At 51.7% G+C, this 22,692-nt stretch carries 16 protein-coding genes; 5 read left to right on the top strand and 11 right to left on the bottom strand.

Annotated features, from left to right (window positions below; all coding sequences use genetic code 11):
- Positions 1–133 precede the first annotated feature (133 nt).
- The 6 genes from ACO064_RS30335 to ACO064_RS30310 all read right to left on the bottom strand — a co-directional run bounded on the left by ACO064_RS30335 (position 134) and on the right by ACO064_RS30310 (position 11,957).
- Positions 134–1,465, bottom strand: coding sequence for a HAMP domain-containing sensor histidine kinase (locus ACO064_RS30335; RefSeq protein ID WP_421830914.1), 1,332 nt, complete (start codon positions 1,463–1,465; stop codon positions 134–136).
- A gap of 12 nt (positions 1,466–1,477) precedes the next feature.
- A complete protein-coding gene (locus ACO064_RS30330; RefSeq protein ID WP_421830913.1) occupies positions 1,478–2,164 on the bottom strand; it encodes a response regulator transcription factor in 687 nt (228 codons plus the stop codon).
- A complete protein-coding gene (locus ACO064_RS30325; protein WP_421830912.1) occupies positions 2,164–2,844 on the bottom strand; it encodes a hypothetical protein in 681 nt (226 codons plus the stop codon). The genes ACO064_RS30330 and ACO064_RS30325 overlap by 1 nt, the downstream gene beginning before the upstream one ends.
- A gap of 86 nt (positions 2,845–2,930) precedes the next feature.
- Positions 2,931–5,798, bottom strand: coding sequence for an outer membrane beta-barrel protein (locus ACO064_RS30320; RefSeq protein ID WP_421830911.1), 2,868 nt, complete (start codon positions 5,796–5,798; stop codon positions 2,931–2,933).
- A 68-nt stretch (positions 5,799–5,866) separates the two neighbouring features.
- Positions 5,867–7,600, bottom strand: a complete 1,734-nt coding sequence (locus tag ACO064_RS30315; protein ID WP_421830910.1) for a gliding motility-associated C-terminal domain-containing protein — start codon at positions 7,598–7,600, stop codon at positions 5,867–5,869.
- A 178-nt stretch (positions 7,601–7,778) separates the two neighbouring features.
- Entirely contained in the window at positions 7,779–11,957 is a 4,179-nt protein-coding gene (locus ACO064_RS30310; protein ID WP_421830909.1) for a two-component regulator propeller domain-containing protein, read from the bottom strand.
- Between the two features lie 366 nt (positions 11,958–12,323).
- On the opposite strand from ACO064_RS30310, the gene ACO064_RS30305 reads away from it, so the two are divergent.
- Positions 12,324–12,815 (top strand): SOS response-associated peptidase, encoded by a 492-nt coding sequence (locus ACO064_RS30305; RefSeq protein ID WP_421830908.1) that lies wholly within the window; start codon positions 12,324–12,326, stop codon positions 12,813–12,815.
- A 3-nt stretch (positions 12,816–12,818) separates the two neighbouring features.
- On the opposite strand, the gene ACO064_RS30300 is transcribed toward ACO064_RS30305, so the two are convergent.
- Positions 12,819–13,430, bottom strand: a complete 612-nt coding sequence (locus ACO064_RS30300; RefSeq protein WP_421830907.1) for a deoxynucleoside kinase — start codon at positions 13,428–13,430, stop codon at positions 12,819–12,821.
- Between the two features lie 85 nt (positions 13,431–13,515).
- Between ACO064_RS30300 and ACO064_RS30295 the strand changes: the two genes are divergently transcribed.
- Complete coding sequence (locus tag ACO064_RS30295) at positions 13,516–14,472, top strand: rhodanese-related sulfurtransferase (protein WP_421830906.1); 957 nt, start codon at positions 13,516–13,518, stop codon at positions 14,470–14,472.
- Here ACO064_RS30295 and ACO064_RS30290 read toward each other — a convergent pair.
- On the bottom strand, positions 14,455–14,964 hold the full coding sequence (locus ACO064_RS30290; protein ID WP_421830905.1) for a GNAT family N-acetyltransferase: 510 nt from the start codon (positions 14,962–14,964) through the stop codon (positions 14,455–14,457). The two genes, ACO064_RS30295 and ACO064_RS30290, sit on opposite strands and share 18 nt — an antisense overlap.
- 109 nt (positions 14,965–15,073) lie before the next feature.
- Here ACO064_RS30290 and surE point away from each other — a divergent pair, with 109 nt between their 5' ends.
- Together surE and ACO064_RS30280 are read left to right on the top strand one after the other, a co-directional pair.
- Positions 15,074–15,919 (top strand): 5'/3'-nucleotidase SurE, encoded by an 846-nt coding sequence (gene surE / locus ACO064_RS30285; protein WP_421830904.1) that lies wholly within the window; start codon positions 15,074–15,076, stop codon positions 15,917–15,919.
- A gap of 12 nt (positions 15,920–15,931) precedes the next feature.
- On the top strand, positions 15,932–17,503 hold the full coding sequence (locus tag ACO064_RS30280) for a GH3 auxin-responsive promoter family protein (RefSeq protein ID WP_421830903.1): 1,572 nt from the start codon (positions 15,932–15,934) through the stop codon (positions 17,501–17,503).
- A 175-nt stretch (positions 17,504–17,678) separates the two neighbouring features.
- On the opposite strand, the gene ACO064_RS30275 is transcribed toward ACO064_RS30280, so the two are convergent.
- Positions 17,679–18,320: a LysE family translocator gene (locus ACO064_RS30275; protein WP_421830902.1), complete on the bottom strand. Its 642-nt coding sequence runs from the start codon at positions 18,318–18,320 to the stop codon at positions 17,679–17,681.
- Positions 18,321–18,324: 4 nt separating this feature from the next.
- Complete coding sequence (locus ACO064_RS30270) at positions 18,325–18,873, bottom strand: NUDIX domain-containing protein (protein ID WP_421830901.1); 549 nt, start codon at positions 18,871–18,873, stop codon at positions 18,325–18,327.
- Positions 18,874–18,943: 70 nt separating this feature from the next.
- Between ACO064_RS30270 and ACO064_RS30265 the strand changes: the two genes are divergently transcribed.
- Positions 18,944–19,948: a cation diffusion facilitator family transporter gene (locus ACO064_RS30265; RefSeq protein ID WP_421830900.1), complete on the top strand. Its 1,005-nt coding sequence runs from the start codon at positions 18,944–18,946 to the stop codon at positions 19,946–19,948.
- A gap of 285 nt (positions 19,949–20,233) precedes the next feature.
- Here ACO064_RS30265 and ACO064_RS30260 read toward each other — a convergent pair whose 3' ends face one another.
- Complete coding sequence (locus ACO064_RS30260; protein ID WP_421830899.1) at positions 20,234–22,603, bottom strand: ABC transporter permease; 2,370 nt, start codon at positions 22,601–22,603, stop codon at positions 20,234–20,236.
- Positions 22,604–22,692: the final 89 nt, after the last annotated feature.

The raw sequence follows: 22,692 nt of genomic DNA, 5'->3' as shown, positions 1-22,692 counted from the left end.
CAAAACCGGGAGCATTGACAGGGGATTCTGACGGAACAGAACTCCGTCGCAGCCAAACCGGAATAGCAACAAATGGGGGCTGACTGCTATCTACAGTGGAATTATAAAGCCAGTTTTCAGTTGGGAGCTGGCTTTATCGTTTCTCAAAACAAACGGTTGAACAGAACAACCCATCGGCAACGGCTACGGTAAGTGTTCCCCCCATCAACCGAACAATCTGGTGACTGATCCAGAGCCCCAGTCCGTAGCCATCGTACCGAGCATCAGCCTGGTAAAATTCACTGGAAAGTCGATTGGGATCCGGTATCGGCACGGCAGTCCGGTTGGAAAGTGACCAGACAATCGAGTGGTTTTCCTGAAGAATGCTGAGTTCAAGCCGGGTTTGCGGCAAGGCGTATTTTACGGCATTGTCGAGTAAATTCAGCAATACATTGATCAGTTTGTCCTGATCGGCCAGCACGGTGAGCGAAAGAGCGGTTTCATCCAGCCGAATCGACAGGTAAAGTTGTCGCTCGTTGATGGGACGATGATACCTTTCGGTCAGGTAGAGAGTCAGGTCGTCGAGTTCGATGGGTTCCGGGCGCAGGTGCAGCGTTCCAGCCCGGAGCTGGCTCATGGCCAGCAAATCATCGACCAGGCGGCTCAACCGGCGAAGTTCTGTAAGCTGGCTAGCCAAGAAATGACGTTCGCGTTCGTCGACGGCTTCCCGCTGAGCGACTTCGATTTCGGTGCGCAGAATGCTGAGGGGAGTTCGCAGTTCGTGTGAGGCTGCGGCAAAAAAATTCTGCTGGGTATCGACCGCCTGACGGATGCGCGCCAGCATGTCATTGATGGTATCGGCCAGTTCCTGCAATTCATCGCTGGTATTCGGCGTGGGAATGGAGGTAACCTGCTCAGCCCGGTTGACCGACCGCGCCGAGTTGATGATCGTCCGCAGGGGACTTAACAGCCATCCACCAAGCCACCACGCACCAAGTCCGGAAATGACCATACTGATTACGAGCGTGATGATGAGCAGCCAGCCAATTTCCTGCAACTGTCGGATCAGCGGACGGTCGCTCCGCCCCACGACGATCGCGATTTTCCCATAGCCATCGCTGGCCGTACGTACAACGCGGGCCAGCCGAAACGTATCGATCTGGGTAATAGCGGATCGTTTGGCGCCCGCATAGGCGGTGGGGAACGCGGGAGATTGGTAAAGGCGTTTTCTGAAATTTTCGCTGACATACCACAACGCCACCACCTCGCCCCGTTCCGGGAGTGGAATGACCAGAGGATAAATGGACGTCCGTTCCAACAGCCGCGTGGCCCGGTCTGTCAGAGTCCGGTTGTCCTGCTGAATCAATACCCCGCGCATCCGGTAGAAAACATAGGCTGCGGCTCCGCTAAACCCGACAAAAAAGGATAGGGCAAACACAAAGCCAATTTTCAGACGGATGCTGCGGATGGGGCGCCAAACCGACATAGGGATGCAGGGTTAGGAATCCACCTCCAGTGAACCGCGCAGCCGGTAGCCGACCCCCACCACGGTTTCGAGCAGGGTCGCCGGAAATCCCCGGTCAATTTTTTTCCGGAGCTGATGAATATGCACTTCCACGACGTTACTGCCCCGGTCGAAATCAGACTCCCACACTTTTTCAGTCAACTGCGCTTTTGCAATCACCCGCCCCGCCTGGCGCATGAGTTGTTCCAGCAATTGGTATTCCCGGGGGGTCAGGGCAATCGGCTGACCGGCACGGCTAACCTGCCGGGTCGCCAGATCCATCGTCAGGTCACTGACGCGCCAGATGGCAAGCCGACTCCCCGCCTGCCCACGCTGTACGGTGCGGATTCGGGCGAGCAGTTCGTCCAGTTCAAATGGCTTTCGGAGGTAGTCAACGGCTCCCAGGTCCAGCCCGCGCACCACATGCTGCGACTGGTTGAGCGCACTCAGAATCATGACGGGGGCGTCGATCCCAAATTCGCGCAAGGTACGCAGCACGTCGAAGCCACTCGCGCCAGGCAACATCAAATCCAGCAGAATCAGGTCGTAGTCACCCACTGCCGCCTGTTCCAGCCCCGCGGCTGCCGACGAGGCCGTGTCGACCGAATACCCAGCCTGTCGAAGGCCCTTCTGCAAGTGCAGGACTAATTTTTCTTCGTCGTCAATCAGCAGGATTTTCATCAAAGTGCAAAGGTTTGTCCCCGAATGGTCAGGGTTGTCGGAAAAACCAGGGGTCGGCCGCTCCGGTTAACAAATCCGTCGGTGGGTCTTTCATACCCCACCACGCCCAACCGCTTGACGCCCCCCAGCAGCGCGCTGATCTGCTCGCCCTGGTGCGGTTTCAGTTCAATCATGTATTTATCCGTGAGCAAGGCAATCACCTGCCCGGTTTCTGCGCGCAGAATCTTGACCAGCGGCCCTTCGATCTGGATCAACCGTCCCAACTGCGGAGGAGGTGGCGGAATGTCGGCCACGCGGACTGCTTTGCCTGATGCCGGATTTTTCAACTGGATTATTCGATACGTACCACCAGCAGATTCACGGCTTGCTACAGTTGCTGTAGGTGAATTTTCGGAGCCCGGTCGGGCCGGGCCGGGCCGGGGCGGTTCCGGTTCAACCTGCGCGCTGATAAACTGCCCTGCTGCCGCCAGCCGACGAATTGTTGCCGCGGTATGCGGTGGAAAGTGAAGCCGGATTTCGCCGGCGTTCGTTCGCAGCCGAATTCCATCGTAATCTCCGATTCGGTTCGATAGATACCCTTGCACACGCCCTGACACCGAATCGGGCGGCTGAGCGGTTGTGCCCGTCCCGCCAAGCAGAAGAACGACCAGCCAGCCTAAACCGCGTAATGCTTTCATCATCGATCGTTCTTCGTATACCACGGGGTGCCAAAAGGATGCCTTGGTGATTCTGGCAATCTGTCTACAAAATAAACCAGCAATCGGCATCATGGTTTTTCCGGCCTGCCGGGAATGGCCTGCGAATTTAGATTTTGTTCGGACAAATTCCCTTTTTTCAATGGCCGAATCGTATACGTGAATGTTAGCAGGAAATAGCGCTGCAAGAGCTTCGATTGGGATGTTTGAAAATACGTATCGGTTAACACCTGGCTGATGCGGGCGTTTTGCCTGAGCAAATCAAACACCGATACTTTTAGTTCGCCCCGCCGGTCTTTTAAAAACTTCTTTCCCAGGGCCGCATTCCAGACGGCAAGATGCTGGGTCTGCTGACTGGAAAACGAGCGATATGTCTGGCTGGTCATATCCGACTGACACACAAACCCCGCCCCCATCCACCAGGAAAGACGGGCCGACACCGTTTGGGACACAAACCGGCTGTTCGATCTGGTCTGGAGTGTGTTTCTGATCTGGTTGTAGTTGAGCAGATACGCGACGTAGAAGTCAATTTTGGGGCTGATGTTGCTACTCAGGCTGGTGCCCTGGGTGAAGGTAAAACCGTGCAGAAAATTGACGTGACCGGCAATCTGACTCGGAATTTGACTGTAGGCGTAACCGGCATTCAGGTTCAGATTGCTTTTGATAAACTGCAGCGGCAGGCCATAAGTCAACTGGGAACCAACGGTGTGGTAGCCATTCAGGTTAACAGGGCGTACCCGTTGTACGCCCTGCATTCCGAGCGAGTCACTGCCAGATTGGCTCATTCCTTCGCTGAATACCGTTGCGCTACCGATGTAATGACGGGCCAGGTTTCCGATCAACTCGATGAATACACTACTGCCCTGACGGGAGCGGGTAAGCGTATAATTCGCGGTAAAGGTGTGGTTGTAAACTGGTTTCAAAGCCGGATTTCCGGTGCTGATCAGCAGGGGATTTGTCGTATCGATTACATTCTGCAACTGCGTGGCCGAAGGAGCCTGTGTGGTAGTCCGGTACATCAACTGGATCCGGGTATCCGCATTGGGCAGGTAACGAAAATCTGCCGCCGGCAGAAAATGCACGAACGAGGTCCGGCTTTTGGACTGATCCGGGTCCGTCTGTTCGGCAAAGAGCGTCGCATGCTGGTAAGCGAGATCGACGACCAAACTCGTTTTTGCCGAATGCAGGTGGTACCCCATCCTGATGCGACGGGTCGTGTAGTTGCTCCACAACGTATTTGACAGCAACACGTTCGGCCAATCCTGCGGGCTGGTTTCCGGACGCAGAGAGCGTATGTCGCGGACGGACACACTGTATGAAGTGGCCTGCTGACCACTCAGGTGCAACTGGCTGACGGCGTTCAACGGTTCTGTGTACACCGCATTTACCACAAATTGCCGGGTCGATAAAGTGGTCAGATTGTGTTGCTGAATGGTCTGGGAAGTCGTGCTGTCGTCAAAATAATCCGTTTGCGACGCCTGTTCCCCCCTGGCCTGCCGGTTCGAAAGCGTAGCTCCCAAGTCCAGGGAAAGGGTTCGGCCCGGCCTGCCAAAACGGTGCCGGAACAACAGCTTATTCGCCAGTGAATAGCCCTGGTTCCGGTCCTGATAATGGCTGGCAGTCCGATTGAGCAAGGTGCTGTCGGCCTGCAACGTCTGCGCATGACTCGTCTGATCCGGCTGATTGGATTGTACACTCAGCCGGGGCGCGAACACCAGGCTGTTCCGGTCGTCAAGCGCATACTCCACCCGAATATCCATCCGATGGTTATCCATCCGGGTTTTGCTTTCCGTCTGCGTTCTGGAATACAGATTCCGGCTCCCCGGCAGAAAATACTGCCGGTAGTCAGACTGCTGATTTCGGTTCGTGCTGTGGTTGAAGAAGTAACTTCCCTGAACGGTCATGTTCCTGCCCCATTCATCCGAAAATTGAACCCCTATCGAATGCGTCTGGCTAATACCGGTTTGTGGGCTGACCTGAAAACCACCGCCCGGTATGGGCGGTTTCGGCGCATCACCACTTCCAACGCCCACTAAATCCTGCGTGGAAAAATTCTGCTCATTGATGGTATTTCCGAGACCGATAAGGGACAAACGCTGCTTGCCGCTAAAGAAGTTAAGGTTACCCCCAGCGGTATAGGTACCCGCCGTTCCGGCGCCCGCATACCCTCGGCCAAAGACACTTTTTTTCCGGTCGGCCCGCGTCACGATGTTGATCGTTTTGACTGTGTTTCCGTCGTTAATACCACTGAATTTCGACTGCTCGCTCCATTGATCGAACAGTTCCACTTTAGCAACCGCGTCCGCCGGTAAATTCCGGAGCGCAATGGCGGGATCATCGCCGAAGAACGGTTTGCCATCCACCAGAATCTGCTTCACGGTTTGTCCCTGCGCTTTTACGGTTCCATTCTCCAGACTGATACCGGGCAGTTTCCGAACCAGGTCTTCAGTGCTGGCATCGGGATTAACCTGGTAAGCAGCTGCATTAAACTGCACAGTATCAGAATTTTGCACAACACTGGCCAGTTTTCCAACAACGGTCACGGCCCGGAGTGTGTTGACCTGTTCCTGCAACACCAGTATGCCAATATCCTGATGAGGCTGCGGTATGGAAATTGCTTTTATAAACCGGCTGAACCCGAGGCAGGTCGCCCGGAGCAGATAGGATTGGGCCGCCAGTCCTTCGAAGTGAAAGCCTCCGGTCGTATCGGTCAGCCGATACTGCTTTTGGGTGGTGTCACGCTGGGCAACCAGCACAACCGAAACGCCAGCCAGACCAATGTTGTTTTTATCCCTGAACGTACCGCGAATTGTATTTTCCTGAGCCCGGGCCGGGAGTGAAACCAGCCAGGCACTGATCCCCGCAACGAACAGAAGCTGCCTCGTTTCGCGAACCGGAAAAGGCAGGCCAACGACCCCAAAGCGGTTTCTGAATTTCATGGTTGGTCTTTCGGGTGGCTGGTTTCTAATGTGAAGCGGATTCGATATCCCGGGGAGCGACTTGGCTCCTAGCGAATCAAGTGAACAAACCCATTGTGGGTAATCAGATCGCCATTGTTCAGTTCGATCCGGAACGTATATGTGTAGACCCCCGTCAGCGCCCGCTGCCCCTGATACATGCCATCCCAGCCCGCCCCCGGATCCGTGGGAACAAAATCTTTTTTGTGGTAAATAACTTCCCCCCACCGGTTGAAGACACTCATCTCACGTACCTGTTTTACACAACGGTTTTCCTTGATGAAAAAGTAATCATTCAGCCGGTCAGCATTGGGCGAAAACGCGCTTGGCGTTTGAATTGCACAGGGAATTACGGTTACGGTTGTGGCCAGTCTGCGTTGGCAAACCTGGTCGGAATCAGTTACCAGCAACCGGTATTGTGTCGTAGCCGATGGGTGAGCCCAGGGTTGGGCGCAGGTGGTGCAACTCAATCCGCCGGGCGGCTCCCACCGATAAGAATAAGAGCCGGAAGGAGTCACCAGGGGTTGCAGCAAGGTACTGTCGCCCCGAACGATAAGGGTATTAGCAGTTAACGTCACATCCAGTTTGTTGACGGACAGGTATGTAGTGACCAGACTATCGCAACCGGCAACGCTTTTGAACGCATAGACATACGTGCCTGGCAACTGATAGGTTGAATCACCGACCGTTAGCTTCCCGCCTTCGCAAATCGTCACCTGCTGACTGGATTGTTGGATGGGATGCACGACCAGTGAGAGATGAACGGTGCTATCGCAAACCGCATTCCGATTAACTTTCCGGGTGAATTGTCCGCTGGTCCGGTATACCGTATCGCCCACGGCAAATCCATCGCCCGCGCAGATTGATTTGATCACCTGGGTTTCAACCGCCTGAAATTTGATCTGATGATCCAACTGAAGTTCGCAGGAAGCATTCAAACTGGAGTAGGGCACGAGTTTGACCCAGTATTTCTGCCCCGGAACCGGTTTGGCCCGAATCGATGCGGTGGTCTGGCCGGTGTTCCAGGTATATTTTTCAAAACCGTCCGGTGCTTTCAAAACCACATAGCCCTCCGCGTCGGGGCAGGCTGACACCTGAATGATTTCCGATTTAAGACACTGGGCATCGAAATACGCGTATCCAAAATGACCGTTGTGTGTGCAGCCGTGGGCGGTAACTTCCACCGTGATGGTTTTGCCAATGTAGTTGCTGAGATCCATCGCGCCCACGGTCCAGTTGCGGTATTGAATGTCACCCTGCGTTTTGAAGCCGTCGACGGTTCCTGCGGCCGACACCTGGACATCATAAAAGCTACAGGGCAACTCCTGTCCGTCGCGGTCGGTGATGCGAATGGTAAAACCCGGTTTTTCGTACGCTTCGTGGTTGGCATTCTGAAGAACAACCGCTAGTTTGTACTGGAACAGTGTATTTTCTGCCGAAACAACAAAGGAGGTTTTGATGCGATCGAAACGGCTGCCCCGGGTCACATTACCGATCCGAATGGAATGGGTACTGCCGGGCGCAACCATCGGAATGGCTTCGGCCGTGATCCTGGGATCATTTCCGTCGCTCAGGCTGGTAATCCGATGCCCAGCTTCCAGCGTTCCCACGGTCTCCTGCTGGAAAATAACATTCTGACCGTCGTTGGCAACCTTACCGTTGGTCAGTAACCAGCCGGTGGTTGTGCCTTGCTCAAATCCAATGTTTCCACAGTCGACCTGCTGACCAGCGGCAATCGTACTCAAGAGGCTGAAAATACAACCAGACAGTAAACTAAATTTCATACACTGGACGGATTAGATACTGATTCTTACCCGTCTAGTGAATAAATTGGTCTGAAACTGTACAGAATATACTAGCCGGTTGGTGCCAGCGAAAGTATCGGGGGAGCATAAAGGTTGACTGAAGATTAGATTAATTTTTCTTAAGCTTATCTTCTGCTGCCCGTTTGCCAGATGTATCCTACACCCGCTGCTGCCGCCGAACCGACGCTTTTTCCAGAGCGGTTTTCAGCACATCGAGCAAAAGCGGTTTGGAGATGTAATCGTCCATGCCGGCTTCCAGACATTCCTGTTCATCTTCTTTCATGGCATTGGCCGTCATCGCGATGATAATGGGCTGCGGACCAGCCTGTCGGCGAATGCGCCGGGTAGCTTCCAGACCGTTCATTTCCGGCATCTGAACATCCATCAGGATGGCATCATACGGTTTTTTCTGCAACATGTCCAGCACTTCGCTTCCGTTTTGGGCCAGATCGGGCTGATACCCCAACTTGCTTAGAATATTCAGAATGAGTTTCTGATTGGCCAGATAATCCTCCGCAACCAGAATATCGAGGGGGTTTTGCCGGGCAAACTCCTCGGACAAACTATGCTGCACGGGCCGGAAAACCGTCGACTGGTTTTCGTCGGGCTGTTTCAGTTGCCGTTGCACCAGATCGAAAAGCTGCTGCTGACGGATGGGCTTGGTCAATATCGCCGAAAAAAGATCCGGATACGATTTCCGGGTTTCTTCACCCACCGAACTCAGCAAAATGATCGGCAGCCGGGGATGCTGCATCCGGATGTTCCGGGCCAGTTCCACCCCGTTCATTCCCGGCATCTGCATGTCGGTAACAACCAGTTGAAACAACGGATTGGCCGACAGAAGTGCCAGCGCCTGGACGCCCGACAAGGCCGTAACCGGAACCAGCTTCCACTGCTCAAGCTGCGATTTCAGAATGGTCAGATTAGTCTGGTTATCATCGACCACCAGCACCCGTTTCCCCTCGTTTTCGGCAGTATTGAATAAAATGTAATGCCGCTTGGCCTGTTGACTGACGCGGCAACGAACCGTAAAGGTAAAGGTGGTACCCCGTCCCTCCTCGCTTTCGACGTCGATTGTGCCACCCATCAACTTGACCAGCCGCTCGCTGATGGCCAGCCCCAAACCCGTCCCGCCGTAGCGCCGGGTCATGGATGAATCGACCTGGGAGAACGCCTTGAAAAGCCGCTGCCGTTTGTCTTCGGGAATGCCGATGCCCGTATCCCGCACCTGAAAGGCCAGTTCCAGCTCGTTGTCGTTGATGCGCTGACGAACGTCGGCCCGCACAAACACCTCGCCTTTGTGGGTGAATTTAACCGCATTCCCGACCAGATTGATCAGAATCTGACGCAGCCGCAATCCGTCCCCAATCACGTGGAGGGGAACCGTGTGTTCAAACTGGTAGACCAGGTCCAGCCCGTTTTCGGCGGCTTTTCCGGCAAACAAATCCAGAACGTCCTCCACGCAATGGAGCAGGTCGATGTCACCTTCTTCCAGTTCCAGACTCCCGGATTCGATCTTGGAAAAGTCAAGAATGTCGTTGATTACGCCCAACAGGTTGGTTCCGCACTGGTGAATGGTATCGACGTATTCGTGCTGTTCTTCCGACAACTCCGTTTCCTGCAGCAAATAGGTCATGCCCAGCACACCGTTCATGGGCGTCCGGATTTCGTGGCTCATCGTGGCCAGAAAAACGCTCTTGGCCTGGTTGGCTTGCTCTGCTTCTTCCCGGGCCTTTTTTTCCTGTATCTGCTGTTCGTGAATCTCTTCGACAAGGGCCTGCAAATGTTCCGACTGGGATTGCAACTCTTCCTTTTGGTAAAGCACCTGAGCCGTCCGCTCGGTCACGATTTCCTCCAGTTTCTCTTTTTGAGCTTTGAGCGCCCGGGTTCGCCAGCGGATAATGAGGTTGGGGCTGGCCAGAAACGCCAGGGCCATCAGCGATCCGAACCACCAGGTTTGCCAGAACGGCGGTTTAATCATGACCCGGAAGGCGGTTCCGCGTTCATTCCAGACACCGTCGTTGTTGGATGCCTTCACCCGGAAGGTGTAAAAACCGGGGTCGAGGTTGGTGTAGGTAACCACCCGTTTGTGATTTTTGTAGTTCCAGTTCTGATCAAACCCTTCCAGTTTGTAGGCATACTGGTTTTTTTCGGGAAGGGAATAATTTAAAGCAGCAAATTCGAAAGTAAGCGTCGATTGCTCGGCCGAAAGGCTGATTTTGTTCGACCGGAGCCAGACGGGCTGGTCGAAAACGTGCAGGCTCGTGATATAAACCGGTGGAACGTCGGGATTGTCCCGCAGACTATCGGGCGAAAATGCGTTCATGCCCCCGATGCCCCCGAAGTACAGGTCGCCCTGCTTTGTTTTGAAAACCGACATGCGGTTGAAAAAACCCCGTTGCAGCCCATCGCCGGCGTCATAATTGCGAAACGTCTGGTTTTTCGGATCGAAGCGGGCGAGTCCTTTGTTGGTGCTGATCCAGATGTTTCCGCGCCGATCGCTGGTAATGGCGCGAATCACTTCGTTGGTCAGTCCGTTTTTCGTTCGGAAAGCCACAAAAGTTTGTTTTTGTGGGTCGAACCGGTTCAAACCGCCGTTGGTGCCCACCCAGAGCTTGCCGGTGGGGTCTTCATACAGGCTGTTGATCAAATTGTGGCTAATCGTACCGGCCACCTGCCGGTCGTGCCGGTACACCGTAAAAGTGCCGGTGTCGGGATTGAGCCGGTTTAGACCACCGCCTTCCGTCCCTACCCACAAGGTGCCGGTGCGGTCGTAGCAGAGTGAACTGATGTAGCCCTCGCTGATGCTGCCGGGCCGGGCCGGGTCAGGCCGGAAGTGCGTGAACTGACCGTTTTTTTTGTCGTACCGGCTGATCCCGCTACCCAGCGTTCCCAGCCAGATTTCTCCTTTTTTTCCCTCGATGATGGTGCAAACCGTTTCATGACTAAGTCCTTTAGCATTGTTGGTTTGCCGGAAATTGGTGAACGTGCCGGTCGATTGATTGAACAAACTCAGCCCTCCCTTGTAATTTCCCACCCAAATATCGTTGTCGGAATCCTGATAGACACTCATGATAAAGTTACTGCCTACACTGTTCGGATCGGTCGGGCTGTGTTTGTAGTACTGGTATTTTTGCGTGGCTTTCATCAGGACGTTCAAACCGCCCCCATCCGTTCCCATCCACAGATTGCCCTGCGGGTCCACCAGCATCGACATGATGTTGGTGTTGTTCAGCGTATTCGGATTATTTTTATCCCGCCTGTAGAGCACAAACTTGGCTGGCTGGTGATCCAGAAAATTGATTCCCTGGTTAAACGTACCAATCCACATGTTGCCGCTTCGGTCCCGGCAAATGGCATACACCGACGCATCATTGATGCCATCTTCCTGGTTTTCGTCGTACAGATACCGGGTAAACATGGTGCGGTTTTTATTGAGCACACTGATGCCGCCGTTTTCGGTTCCGATCCATAAATTCCCGTGGCGATCTTCTCCGAGCGAATTCAGGTCATTGTGACTAATGGTACCCGGATTGGCCGGGTTGTGCTGATACCGCGTGAAGGTTTCCTGATCGGGATTCAGCCGGTTGAGCCCACCCCCTTCCGTAGCAATCCAGAGTTGCCCCTTCGAATCCTCAAACAGTTGCCGAAGTTTGTTGTGGCTCAGCGATGACGGATCGGCGGGGCGGTTTTCATAGTGCTGAAACCTTTGCGTGGTGGTATCCAGCCGGTTGAGCCCTCCGCCAAAAGTCGATACCCAGATCCGGCCCGCGCGGTCGATCACCACGTCCTGAACCAAATCACTGCTCAAACTGCCGGGAACACCGGGTTGGTGGCTATAGTTCGTAAAGGTGTGGTCGACGGGATTGAACCGGTTGAGTCCCCCGTCGGTGCCGATCCAGAGATGGCCGCTCCGGTCTTCGGCAATGGCAGTTACCCGGTTGTTGTTCAAGCTTTTAGAATCTCGCTCAATCCGTTTGTACGATGTAAAGCCCCCGGTTTTTCTATCAAATAAACACAAGCCTCCGGCGTCGGTTCCGACCCACAAGCGGCCCTGCAGGTCTTCATAGAGGGAGCGAATGTAATTATCACTCAGGCTGTTGTGCCGATGCGGATCATTACGGTACACCGTAAATGAATAACCGTCGTAGAGATTGAGTCCATCCTGCGTCCCAAACCACATAAAGCCCTGCTGATCCTGAATAATACAGGTGACATTGCTTTGGGAAAGTCCGTCATGGGTGGTAATGTGCTTAAACCGTACCGGCCCCGTCTGGGCTACGGAAACGGAAGAAACCAGGAAAAAGGCCAGCAGCGAGAGAATAAAGATTTTCATGAAAAGGCCCAGAGATTCTAAAAGTGCAATATAGGTTTATTCTTAGATACTTTATATAGCTGTCTGATAATTGCTATGTCTAACAAAAATTGATCCTGATTTTCGGGATTGACCACTAGCTATTTTTACGGTGCTTTTTTTTAGCCTTCCCCCCTACTTTTCCAGCGTACGGCCCGCCTTATTCTTCTTCCTTTATGAGATTTTTTGTATCTTGAGAGTACTCAACGTCCATTTTTCCTTATGTGTTATTCCGTCCACGCCCTAACTGAACTTGTCGAGTTGGCTAAATTGAATAAAATTACCCGTTACCCGGACAGCTATATTCCTGTCGGGAAAATTTCCGGTTTTGCCCATCCCCTTTTACCCGTGATTACTCAGAAAAATCCGCAGGAAATTCAGCTTTTTCAGTGGGGATTACTACCCGCCTGGGTCACAGAAGATAAGGCCGCCGAATTGTCCAACATGACTTTGAATGCGCGGGAAGATACAATTTTCGAAAAACCGTCTTTCCGCGATAGCATCGGTTCCAAACGCTGCCTGCTGCTGATCGACGGTTTTTATGAATGGCGTCACGAAGGGAAACAGAAAATTCCGTATTACATCACCGTAACGGACCAAAAACCGTTTGCGCTGGGCTGCATTTATTCGGTCTGGAAAAACCAGCCGACGTTCTCGATTGTAACCACGAAAGCCAACCCACTGATGGAATACATCCACAACACCAAAAAGCGCATGCCGCTCATTCTGAGCCGCGAAGAAGAACGACGCTGGCTTGACCCGGATCTGACTAAAGCCGAAATCAGGGAGCTGATGCAACCACTGGACGACGGGCTGATGAGAGCCGAGGTGACTGCCTGACTGTCAACTTACACCCAATACCCGATCAATCCGCTCAATAACCGCCCGTAAGTCGTCCGGATGGTTTACATAATCCAACTCATTAACGTCGACTACCAGCAACTTTCCAGCGGTGTAGTCGGCGGTGAAGGCTTCGTAATACCGGTTTAAATTCGCCAGATAATCCGGGCTAATGGATTTCTCATAGTCCCGGCCCCGCTTGCGGATCTGCTCCCGCAGCTTGGGAATATCCGCGCGCAGGTAAATCATCAGATCCGGCGGCCGAACCAGTTCCAGCATGTTTTCAAACACCCGGCGGTAGGTCTGGTAATCGCGCGGGCTCATCAAACCGCTCTCGTGCAGGTTGCGGGCAAAAATGGAGGCATCCTCATAAATCGTTCGATCCTGCACCACCGATCGGTTTCCGGTATTGATCGTCAGCATCTGCTCAAACCGGCTGTTCAGAAAATAAATCTGGAGGTTGAACGACCAGCGGCTCATATCTTCGTAGAAATCCACCAGATACGGATTATCATCGACGGCTTCTTTCAGGACTTCCCACCCATAATGATTGCCCAATAAATGGGCCAGTGTCGTTTTGCCAGCCCCAATATTTCCGGTTATCGCGATGTGCATAGCGGTCATCAGTTACCCAAACGTGGACGTCAGGGATACTTTTTGTATCTTTGTGCGTTATTCAGTGACAGGAATTGTTTGTGTTATGAAGCCCTATCGCGTTTTATTATATTACTGCTATACAACCATTGAAAACCCGGAGCAGTTTCGGGATGAACACCACCGGCTGTGCATCCGGCTCAATTTACTGGGCCGCATCATCATCGCGCCCGAGGGTTTGAACGGCACGGTTTCGGGTTTGCCCGCCGATTGCGACGAATACATGCGGATTGTGAAGTCCGACCCGCGGTTTGACAGCCTGGAATTCAAGGTCGATGATTACGCCAGCCACGCGTTTCAGAAACTGAACGTGCGGTTGAAAGACGAGATCGTCAACTCCGACCTGCCGGTCGACCCACGCATAAAAACCGGCATTCACCTCGAACCGGAGGAATTCCGGCAGATGAAGGACGATGAAGACGTGGTGCTGATCGACATGCGGTCCAATTACGAACATTCCGTCGGCAAATTCAAAGGAGCCATTACGTTCGACATGGAGAATCTGCGGGAGCTGCCGCAGCACATGGACGAAATCAAACACCTGAAAAACAAGAAAATCATCACCTACTGCACGGGCGGCATCAAGTGCGAAAAAGCCAGTGCCTACCTGCTCGATCAGGGGTTTGAGAACGTCTACCAGCTTCACGGCGGTATTATCAAATACGGCATTGAAGAAGGCGGTGAAGACTTTGACGGCAAGTGTTACGTGTTCGATAACCGCGTTGCCGTGGATGTCAACCAGGTGAACCCGGTGGTCATTTCAACCTGTTTCCGCTGCGGAACGCACACTGACCGGATGATTAACTGCGCCAGCCCGGCCTGCAACAACCACGTCACGCTCTGCGAAGCGTGTGGAGCCGAACACCAGGGAACCTGCGCGGATGCCTGCAAACAGGATCCGGCCCTGCGCCCCTATGACGGCACCGGCTATTACGCGAAGGAAACCCGGGGCTATTCACCCCTGTTGGGCTACCGGAGTCAGCAATCAACCCTGAGTCACTAACGGTTTTTCGAGCACAAAATCATTCATCCAGTACGGTCCAATCGGAATGTCTTCTTCCCGGACCACTTCAAAGCCCAGCCGTTCGTAGAATTGCCGGGCTTTGTTATACCGGTTTACGTTCAGATACAGGCGGTTTCCGCCAGCCGCCAGGCACCGACGGATGACTTCCTCCAGCAAAAGCCGACCAGTTCCCTTGCCCTGTTCGGTCGGCAATACGTAGATTTTGTGTAACTTAAACCGCTCGTCGTCGGCTTCATTCCGCGAGAATGCCGCAAAACCGGTCAATTTCAGATTGGAAAAGGCCAGAATAAACTCCTGTTTTTCGACGGTCATTTGTTCCCGGAGGGCCTCTTGTGAATAAATGGCCTGAAACATATACGTAATCTGTTCCTGGTCGAGAATGGCACGGTAGGTGGGCTCCCAGATTTGTTCCTGCAGGGCAATGATGGATTCGATGTCGGAAAGCGTTGCGGTTTTGAACTCGAGTGACATGTAGTTTACGGTTTAGCCGTACAAAATTAACGGAAAAGAGGAGAGACGAGCGGGAAAAGAGACGAAACCCTTACCTTTGGCATCCAGTAAACACGCAAACCGAAGTATCATGTCGGAACAAAAACCGCTTATTCTAGTCACAAACGATGATGGCATTACTGCCCACGGCATTCGAACGCTGGTGGGTTTGATGAAACAACTGGGTGACGTTGTGGTGGTTGCACCCAACAGCCCACAATCGGGCATGGGTCACGCCATCACGATTGCCTCTCCCCTCCGCTTAAACGAAGTCGACCTATATCCGGGAACACCCGCCTATGAATGCTCCGGGACGCCCGCCGATTGTGTCAAGCTGGCGAAACATTTTGTGCTGAAAGACCGCAGCCCGGACCTGGTGGTGAGCGGCATCAATCACGGCAGCAATACGTCCATCAGTGTGCTGTATTCGGGAACCATGTCGGCGGCCATCGAAGCGGCCATCGAAGGCATTCCCGCAATCGGTTTTTCGCTCTGCGATTACGCCCACGAACCCGATTTCTCGCATACCCACGACCATATCCTGAAAATTGCCGGACACGCTCTCGAACACGGTATTCCCAAAGGCGTTACGCTGAACGTCAATTTTCCGGCCAAATCGGAACAGCCCTTGCAGGAAATCCGGATCTGTCGGCAGGCGGATGCGCGCTGGCAGGAAGAATTCGATCAACGCCAGGATCCCTACGGCCGGAGCTACTTCTGGATGTCCGGAAAATTTGTCAATGACGACACCGGCGAGGATACCGACGAATACGCGCTCTCGCAAAACTGCACGTCGGTGGTTCCCTGCCAACTGGATCTGACGGATTACAAGATCATTGAAACCATGAAATCCTGGAATATCAACGAGCGGAATTCGGCCATCCCGGCGCCCGCTGAACCGAATGAACTGCTCGAAACCGGTAAACAACAATCCTAACGATTTTGCCCTATGGCCTTATTAGGAAGCTTATTGAAACGGGGTATTTCGCTGACCAACGTGGTTCGGCGGAAAAAATTGAATGCCCTCAAATTACAGAAGAAAACCTTCGTCAAGCTGATCGGGAAAGCCCGTTACACGCAATTTGGACAGGCTTTTCAGTTTGAAGATATTGAGAATGCCGCTTTCTTCGAAGACGAAAAGGCGTTTTATAACAAGTTTCGGGAGATCGTTCCCATTTATGATTACAACAAGATTTATAAGGACTGGTGGCAGCGGTCGATCAATGGCGAGAAGAACGTCTGCTGGCCGGGTCGGGTGAAGTATTTTGCGCTGAGTTCCGGCACCTCGGAAGCAGCTTCCAAATACATTCCCGTCACGAAAACCATGTCGAAGGCGATTCAGAAAACCAGCATCCGGCAAATTCTGAGCCTGGGCCGTTACCAGCACCTGCCTTCGCAACTCTACGAAAAGGGCTTTCTGATGCTGGGCGGCAGCACAACGCTGAATTACCGTGACAACCATTTTGAAGGCGATTTGAGCGGAATTACGGCCAGCCAGATTCCGTTCTGGTTCCAGCAGTTTTATAAACCGGGCAAAGAAATTGCGCAGGAACGAGACTGGGCCCTGAAGCTGGACGAAATTACGGAACAGGCGAGTCAGTGGGACATCGGTTTTGTGGTGGGCGTTCCGGCCTGGATTCAGTTGCTGATGGAGAAAATCATTGCTCATTATAAGGTCAAAACCATTCACGACATCTGGCCGAATCTGATGGTGTTCTGCCACGGCGGGGTGTCGTTCGAACCCTATCGGCACGGTTTTGAGCACCTGCTGGCCCGTCCGATCACCTATATCGAAACGTACCTGGCGTCGGAGGGCTTCATTGCCTACCAGACGCACCCCAATGCGGAAGGCATGCAGTTGGTGCTGGACAACGGCATTTTCTTCGAATTTATCCCGTTCAACGGCGAAAATTTCAATGCCGACGGCGAGGTGATCGACAAACCACAGGCGCTGATGATCGACGAAGTGGAGGAAGGCAAGGAATACGCCCTGCTGATTTCAACCTGTTCGGGAGCCTGGCGGTATCTGATTGGTGACACGATCAAGTTCGTTTCCAAAAAACACAGCGAGATCGTCATTACCGGACGAACCAAACACTTCCTGAGCCTTTGCGGGGAACACCTGTCGGTGGATAACATGAACAAAGCCGTTGAACTGGCTTCGCAGGAACTCAACATCGATGTGCGGGAATTTACGGTCGCCGGTATTTCCCACGATACCCTTTTCGCACACCACTGGTACATTGGCACCAACGACCCGGTCGATGAAACGGTTTTGAAAAACCTCATCGACGCCAAATTGAAAGAACTGAATGATGATTACGCCGTAGAACGTCGACACGCCCTCAAGGATGTGTTTGTAACCGTGTTACCCGCCACGACGTTCTATAAGTGGATGGAAGCCAAGGGGAAAATGGGCGGTCAGAACAAATTTCCGCGGGTTTTGAAGAAAAACATGATCTCCGACTGGGAAGGTTTTCTGAAAACGCAGGGCATCGAAGTGGGTGCTGCGCGGACGTAACCCTGTCAGCGGTCGTAGACCCTGACAGGGTTACGTCCGGACCTTGACTAAGCAATAAGCCTTCTAACCGCTGTCAGGGTCTACGACCGCTGACAGGGTTACGTCCGGACCTTGACTAAGCAATAAGCCTTTTAACCGCTGTCAGGGTCTACGACCGCTGACAGGGTTAGAAAGCTTATTGCTTCAACATCGCAATCAGCGGATCGTAGAGCCGGGTCCAGGCCAGTTGCAGGGAAATGAAAATGAAGACGACACCAGTGACCCGGTTGAAGATCAATACGACTTTGGGCGTAAAAAACCGCTTCAATTTGTGGGCAAAAACCGCCAGAGCCGATTCGGTCAGGAAGATACTGACCAGACTGGCAATCATAAAACCGTAGCGTTCCTGGTGGCTGTAGTGAAGCGAATTGGTCAGGTAAGCCGCCAGCGTGACCCAGGTTATAAAATTGATCGGATTGATGGCATTCAGCACAAACCCCGTCGTAAAATAGTAGAGGAAATTACCGAAGCGGGTTTTCGGATACGCCAGCCGGGGCGTTCCTTTGAAGAGGTTGGCAATGCCCATCGCCATCAGGAGAATCACGCCGAACAGCGTTAGATAAAACTCAAAACCGTCGATCTGAGGGAGAAAGGCCGTACCGAACAAGGCACAAACGACAAAAATGGCATCGCAAACCACTACGCCAAAGGCAATCTTGATGCCCGAGCGGTAGCCATTGTCGACACTGTTTTGCATTAGGGAAAAAAATACGGTTCCGAATGTCAGGCAAAGCAGAATACCCGCAATAAAACCGTAGAAAATAGCTTCAATCATCATGCGATCAGATCTGTTTCAAGCGCGCTACTTTCAGCAGGGCGCAGACGCTGAGGGCATCGGTAATTTCACTATTCATCACCATATCAACAGCGTCCGCTAAGGAAACCCGCCGGATTTGCAATTGTTCCGTTTCTTCCGGTTCGTGCGCTCCCTGGCTCAGTTGCTCCGCGATGTACAGAAAGCCTTCCTCGTCGGTGGCCGAGTTGGAGGTGTGAATGCGACCAATCATCGTCCACTTTTCAGCTTCCAGACCGGTTTCTTCCTTCAGTTCGCGCCGGGCCGATTCCAGCATATCCGTACCAATGGGGGCACCACCTTCCGGCACCTCCCAGGAATATTCATCGAGCGGATAGCGGTATTGGCCTACCAGATAGGTATACCCATCCTGATCGATGGGCACCACGACCACGGCTTTATTCTTGAAACTGACCACCCCATAGATGCCGGGTGTGTTGGCGGGGGTAACCACCTCTTCGTGTCTGATTTTCAACCAGTTGTTGTCGTACACAACCGTTGATGTAAGCGTTTTCCAGGGATTTTCCGTAAACTCCATACCAGCAAATGTAAAGAGAAATCCTTTACAGTTTGCTACCTTTGCAGGCTATAAACCAGCCAACGGCTTCATGCAACCCAGTCAGCGAATCAAATATAAGTGGATGTCGATCTCATTGGGACTGAGTGTGACGTTGATGATTCTCAAATTCACGGCCTGGTGGCTGACGTCGTCCACGGCGGTTTTGACGGATGCCCTCGAATCCATTATCAACGTGATTGCCAGTGGGTTTGCTCTATACAGCATTTACCTTTCCGGCCAGCCCCGCGACCGAAACCACCCGTACGGTCACGGAAAAATTGAGTTTTTCTCCTCCGGTTTTGAAGGGGCATTAATTCTTTCGGCGGGGCTTTTCATCATTTTTCAGGCCATTCAATCCTTTTCACATCCGCAATCCATCACCAACCTGGACTGGGGTCTGGCGCTGATCGCCCTGACCACGGTGGCCAATGCGCTGGTGGGCTGGCTGCTGATCCGAAACGGGCGCGCTACGAATTCGATCACCCTCATCGCGGATGGCCGTCACCTGCTGGTCGATAGCCTCAGCAGTTTGATCGTGGTGGTGGGCATTGGGCTCATCTGGCTCACCGGGTTGACCTGGTTCGACGGCATGTTATCGCTCATTCTGTCGGGCGTGATCATCTTCAACGGCCTCGGCCTGATCCGGCACTCGGTGGCGGGTTTGATGGACGAAACCGACCTGGCCCTTTTGCAACGCATTCTCAACATTCTGAATAATCACAAGCGCAGCAACTGGATCGATATTCACAACACGCGCGTGCAGCGGTACGGGGCCGATCTGCACATCGACTGCCACCTGACACTGCCTTACTATTGGACGCTGGCGCAGGTTCACCAGGAAGTTCACGAGTTTGAAGAGGTGCTGAAGCGGGAAATCGACACGGAAGTGGAAATTTTCATTCACGTCGATCCGTGTTTGCCGGAATGTTGCCACTATTGCCGCATTGCCGACTGTCCGGTGCGGGCTCACGCATTCTCCGGTGATGTGGAATGGACGATTGCCAACATTTCGACCAACCAGAAACACTTTGTTACGGCAGCCGAGCCGAATTGATGCGGTTCTTTTTCAAAAAAATTTCACAAAAATCCGATTAAAAAAGTTGGCCGTTATCAACTTTTTTGTAATTTTCGGTGAGAATTTAGTGCTCAAATGAGATACTTAATTCAGGTTGTATTCATATCTCGGTTAAAAAGGCCCCCGCACACGCTGCTGAGGGCCTTTTTCCTTTTTTAGTTATCCTTTAGTTATACATCTCCCGGAAATAGATATTTATCAAGCGGCATTCTAAACCAAGCGGAAACTATTCGGCTTTTCCGATCTTCCTGTCTGCAGGATCTTTCAGCCATCACTTTTGAGACTTTCAGCAGGATTTTGAATGGCAGCAATAAAAGAGCGGTAACCTACCGTAAACAGTGCGATCAGCAGCGAAGCAAAAAAACCAGTTATGAAAATTCCTATTCCTGGCTCCACGCGCTCAGGAAATTCCATCAACATTCCGATACTCACAAAATGGGCTAGTGGGGCGGCAACTGCAAAAGAGATCATAATCAGTACTGCCGATTCTTTTGTGAACATCATCATGATATTCGAGATCGTAGCCCCAAATACTTTGCGAATCCCAATTTCTTTTGTACGCTGTATCGCCATAAAGGAAACTAATCCATACAAACCCAGGCATCCGATCAATATGGCCAGGAAAGAAGCGGTTCCGAGAATGGAAAACATTACATTATACGATCCATACTCCCGGTTCAAAGAATCATCCATAAACTGGTATTTGCAAAGGTAATCCGGGTAAACGCTTTTCCAGGCCCTCTCTATACCGGCCAGGGTTTCAGATGCGTTATTGGCGGAGATACTCATCGCTACGCCTGTAAATTTCTGTGGGTTAAACAGAATGCTTACGGGATCAACTTTATTGCTCATTGGCTGTGTATAAGAATCCCTGATGACTCCTCGGATCACAACGATCTTTCCCCTCAACACATAGGTTTTCCCAACAGCGGATGCGGGATTTGCAAGGCCCAACGTCTTGATCAAAGCCTGGTTGACCAGGACCTGCGAAGAAGTTCCGTCCGTATCGGAAAACAAATTCCTTCCCGCCAACAATTCCATACGAAAGGTGTGAATGTATGAGGTGTCGGCATAGCTGATTATTCCAGCGTGTTTTTTTTGCTTGTCGATATAGATTTCGCCCATTTCGTTGCCCACGTTTCCAAAACTGTAGTTAACCAAACCCGGGACTTTTTGTAATTCATACCGCAGCTTCTGATGTTGCTGCTTTTCATTCCCCCGAAGCGATGGAATCACAACCATTTTCTTTGGATCGAAACGGGTTGGACGATCCTTGAAATGACTGACCTGATTGATCATAATGGTCGTTACTATGATCAATAGCTGTGCAGCGGCAAATTGTGAAATAACGAGGGCTCTTCGGATCGGGAGCCCTTTGGATTTTCCTATAAAAGTTGGGGATTGCAGTGCCAAAACCGGTTTGTATCCTGATAGGATAAAGGAAGGATAAAAACCAGCCAGAAAGGTTACAAAAACAGTCACACAGGCACTAAACAGCCCTGTAGAGGGATCGTTTAAAAGATTTAATTGGTAATTTACCCCGTATGTCTGATTAAGCTGCGTTAAACTTGCCCTTGACAGTACCAATCCCACAACAACAGCTAACAACGTAATGATGAAAGCTTCAGTCATATACTGTATAATGAGCTGACGACGACTGCTGCCCATGGTTTTTCTAACGCCCACCTCCCTGGCTCTTCTCAATGATTGGGCTGTAGCCAAATTCACAAAATTAATACAGGCAATAAACGCAATCATTCCGGCAATAATGGCCAGAATTGTCATAGCCGGTACGGGGAAGTCGTAGGTAAAACTGGTGTAATCGTAATTCCTGTCGTGGTTATCTGCCAGGGGCAGTAAAAAAAATGTTGTATTTTTCGCTCTGTCTTCTCTCAGATATTTATTGACAACATTTTTGAACTGACTATCGATCTTATCCTTTTTCGTGGTGTGGTTAAACACCACGTAAGTTGCTCCAGCACCAACTGTTTCCCAATTATTGACCTGGTCTGGGACAAACCTGGCCAGTGACGGATACGATATCAGAATACTATACGGATGATCCGTGTTGGTAGGGGGAGCTTCAACAATTCCCGACACAGTCAGGTTTAGCTTATTTTCCAACATAAACGTTTTACCTAAAGCTTCACGTGCTCCGCCAAGAAATTTTTCGGCGAAAACATCCGTAACAACCACAGAATTCGGATTGGTTAACGCGTCCGCTTTATTACCAGCTATCCACTTCACATCAAAGACATCAAAATAGTGCTGATCAGCAAAAAAAGCGTATTGATCTTCAAATAGATCGGTTCCTCTGGAAAACTGGTAAACTTGTAGACAATAGACACCGGTCACCTCTTCGAGCCCAGCAACATCCTTTCGGATTGCCTCTGCCAAAGGTGAATAATTACAACCATTAAACTGGGTTCCATTTTCAGTTTGCTGGTATAAGTTCACCCGGTAAATTCGACTCGATTTGCTGTGATATTTATCAAAGGAAGTTTCATATCTGACGATTACGAAAATAACCATACAACAAGCAACGCCGAGAGACAGGCCCAGTAAATTAATAACAGCGTATAATCTGTTCTTTTTTAGATTCCTGAATGCCGTAATCAAAAAGCTTCTGAACATACGAGTAAGGTTAACAAGGTGTAGTCAATGTTACGTTAATGGTCATTGTGAGGTTACTCTCAACCTGTACTAGTGTATTAGATACATAA

Source organism: Larkinella sp., assembly GCF_965227735.1.
In the GTDB taxonomy this organism is placed as follows: domain Bacteria; phylum Bacteroidota; class Bacteroidia; order Cytophagales; family Spirosomataceae; genus Larkinella.
The sequence above is the reverse complement of the archived record's forward strand: the minus strand, read 5'-3'. Positions and strand labels throughout refer to the sequence as shown.

Excerpts from the sequence above, each read along its gene's own strand:
- ACO064_RS30335 (WP_421830914.1), bottom strand. The coding sequence starts at position 1,465 with ATGTCGGTTTGGCGCCCCATCCGCAGCATCCGTCTGAAAATTGGCTTT.
- ACO064_RS30330 (WP_421830913.1), bottom strand. The coding sequence starts at position 2,164 with ATGAAAATCCTGCTGATTGACGACGAAGAAAAATTAGTCCTGCACTTG.
- ACO064_RS30325 (WP_421830912.1), bottom strand. The coding sequence starts at position 2,844 with ATGATGAAAGCATTACGCGGTTTAGGCTGGCTGGTCGTTCTTCTGCTT.
- ACO064_RS30320 (WP_421830911.1), bottom strand. The coding sequence starts at position 5,798 with ATGAAATTCAGAAACCGCTTTGGGGTCGTTGGCCTGCCTTTTCCGGTT.
- ACO064_RS30315 (WP_421830910.1), bottom strand. The coding sequence starts at position 7,600 with ATGAAATTTAGTTTACTGTCTGGTTGTATTTTCAGCCTCTTGAGTACG.
- ACO064_RS30310 (WP_421830909.1), bottom strand. The coding sequence starts at position 11,957 with ATGAAAATCTTTATTCTCTCGCTGCTGGCCTTTTTCCTGGTTTCTTCC.
- ACO064_RS30300 (WP_421830907.1), bottom strand. The coding sequence starts at position 13,430 with ATGCACATCGCGATAACCGGAAATATTGGGGCTGGCAAAACGACACTG.
- ACO064_RS30295 (WP_421830906.1), top strand. The coding sequence starts at position 13,516 with ATGAAGCCCTATCGCGTTTTATTATATTACTGCTATACAACCATTGAA.
- ACO064_RS30290 (WP_421830905.1), bottom strand. The coding sequence starts at position 14,964 with ATGTCACTCGAGTTCAAAACCGCAACGCTTTCCGACATCGAATCCATC.
- surE (WP_421830904.1), top strand. The coding sequence starts at position 15,074 with ATGTCGGAACAAAAACCGCTTATTCTAGTCACAAACGATGATGGCATT.
- ACO064_RS30280 (WP_421830903.1), top strand. The coding sequence starts at position 15,932 with ATGGCCTTATTAGGAAGCTTATTGAAACGGGGTATTTCGCTGACCAAC.
- ACO064_RS30275 (WP_421830902.1), bottom strand. The coding sequence starts at position 18,320 with ATGATGATTGAAGCTATTTTCTACGGTTTTATTGCGGGTATTCTGCTT.
- ACO064_RS30270 (WP_421830901.1), bottom strand. The coding sequence starts at position 18,873 with ATGGAGTTTACGGAAAATCCCTGGAAAACGCTTACATCAACGGTTGTG.
- ACO064_RS30265 (WP_421830900.1), top strand. The coding sequence starts at position 18,944 with ATGCAACCCAGTCAGCGAATCAAATATAAGTGGATGTCGATCTCATTG.
- ACO064_RS30260 (WP_421830899.1), bottom strand. The coding sequence starts at position 22,603 with ATGTTCAGAAGCTTTTTGATTACGGCATTCAGGAATCTAAAAAAGAAC.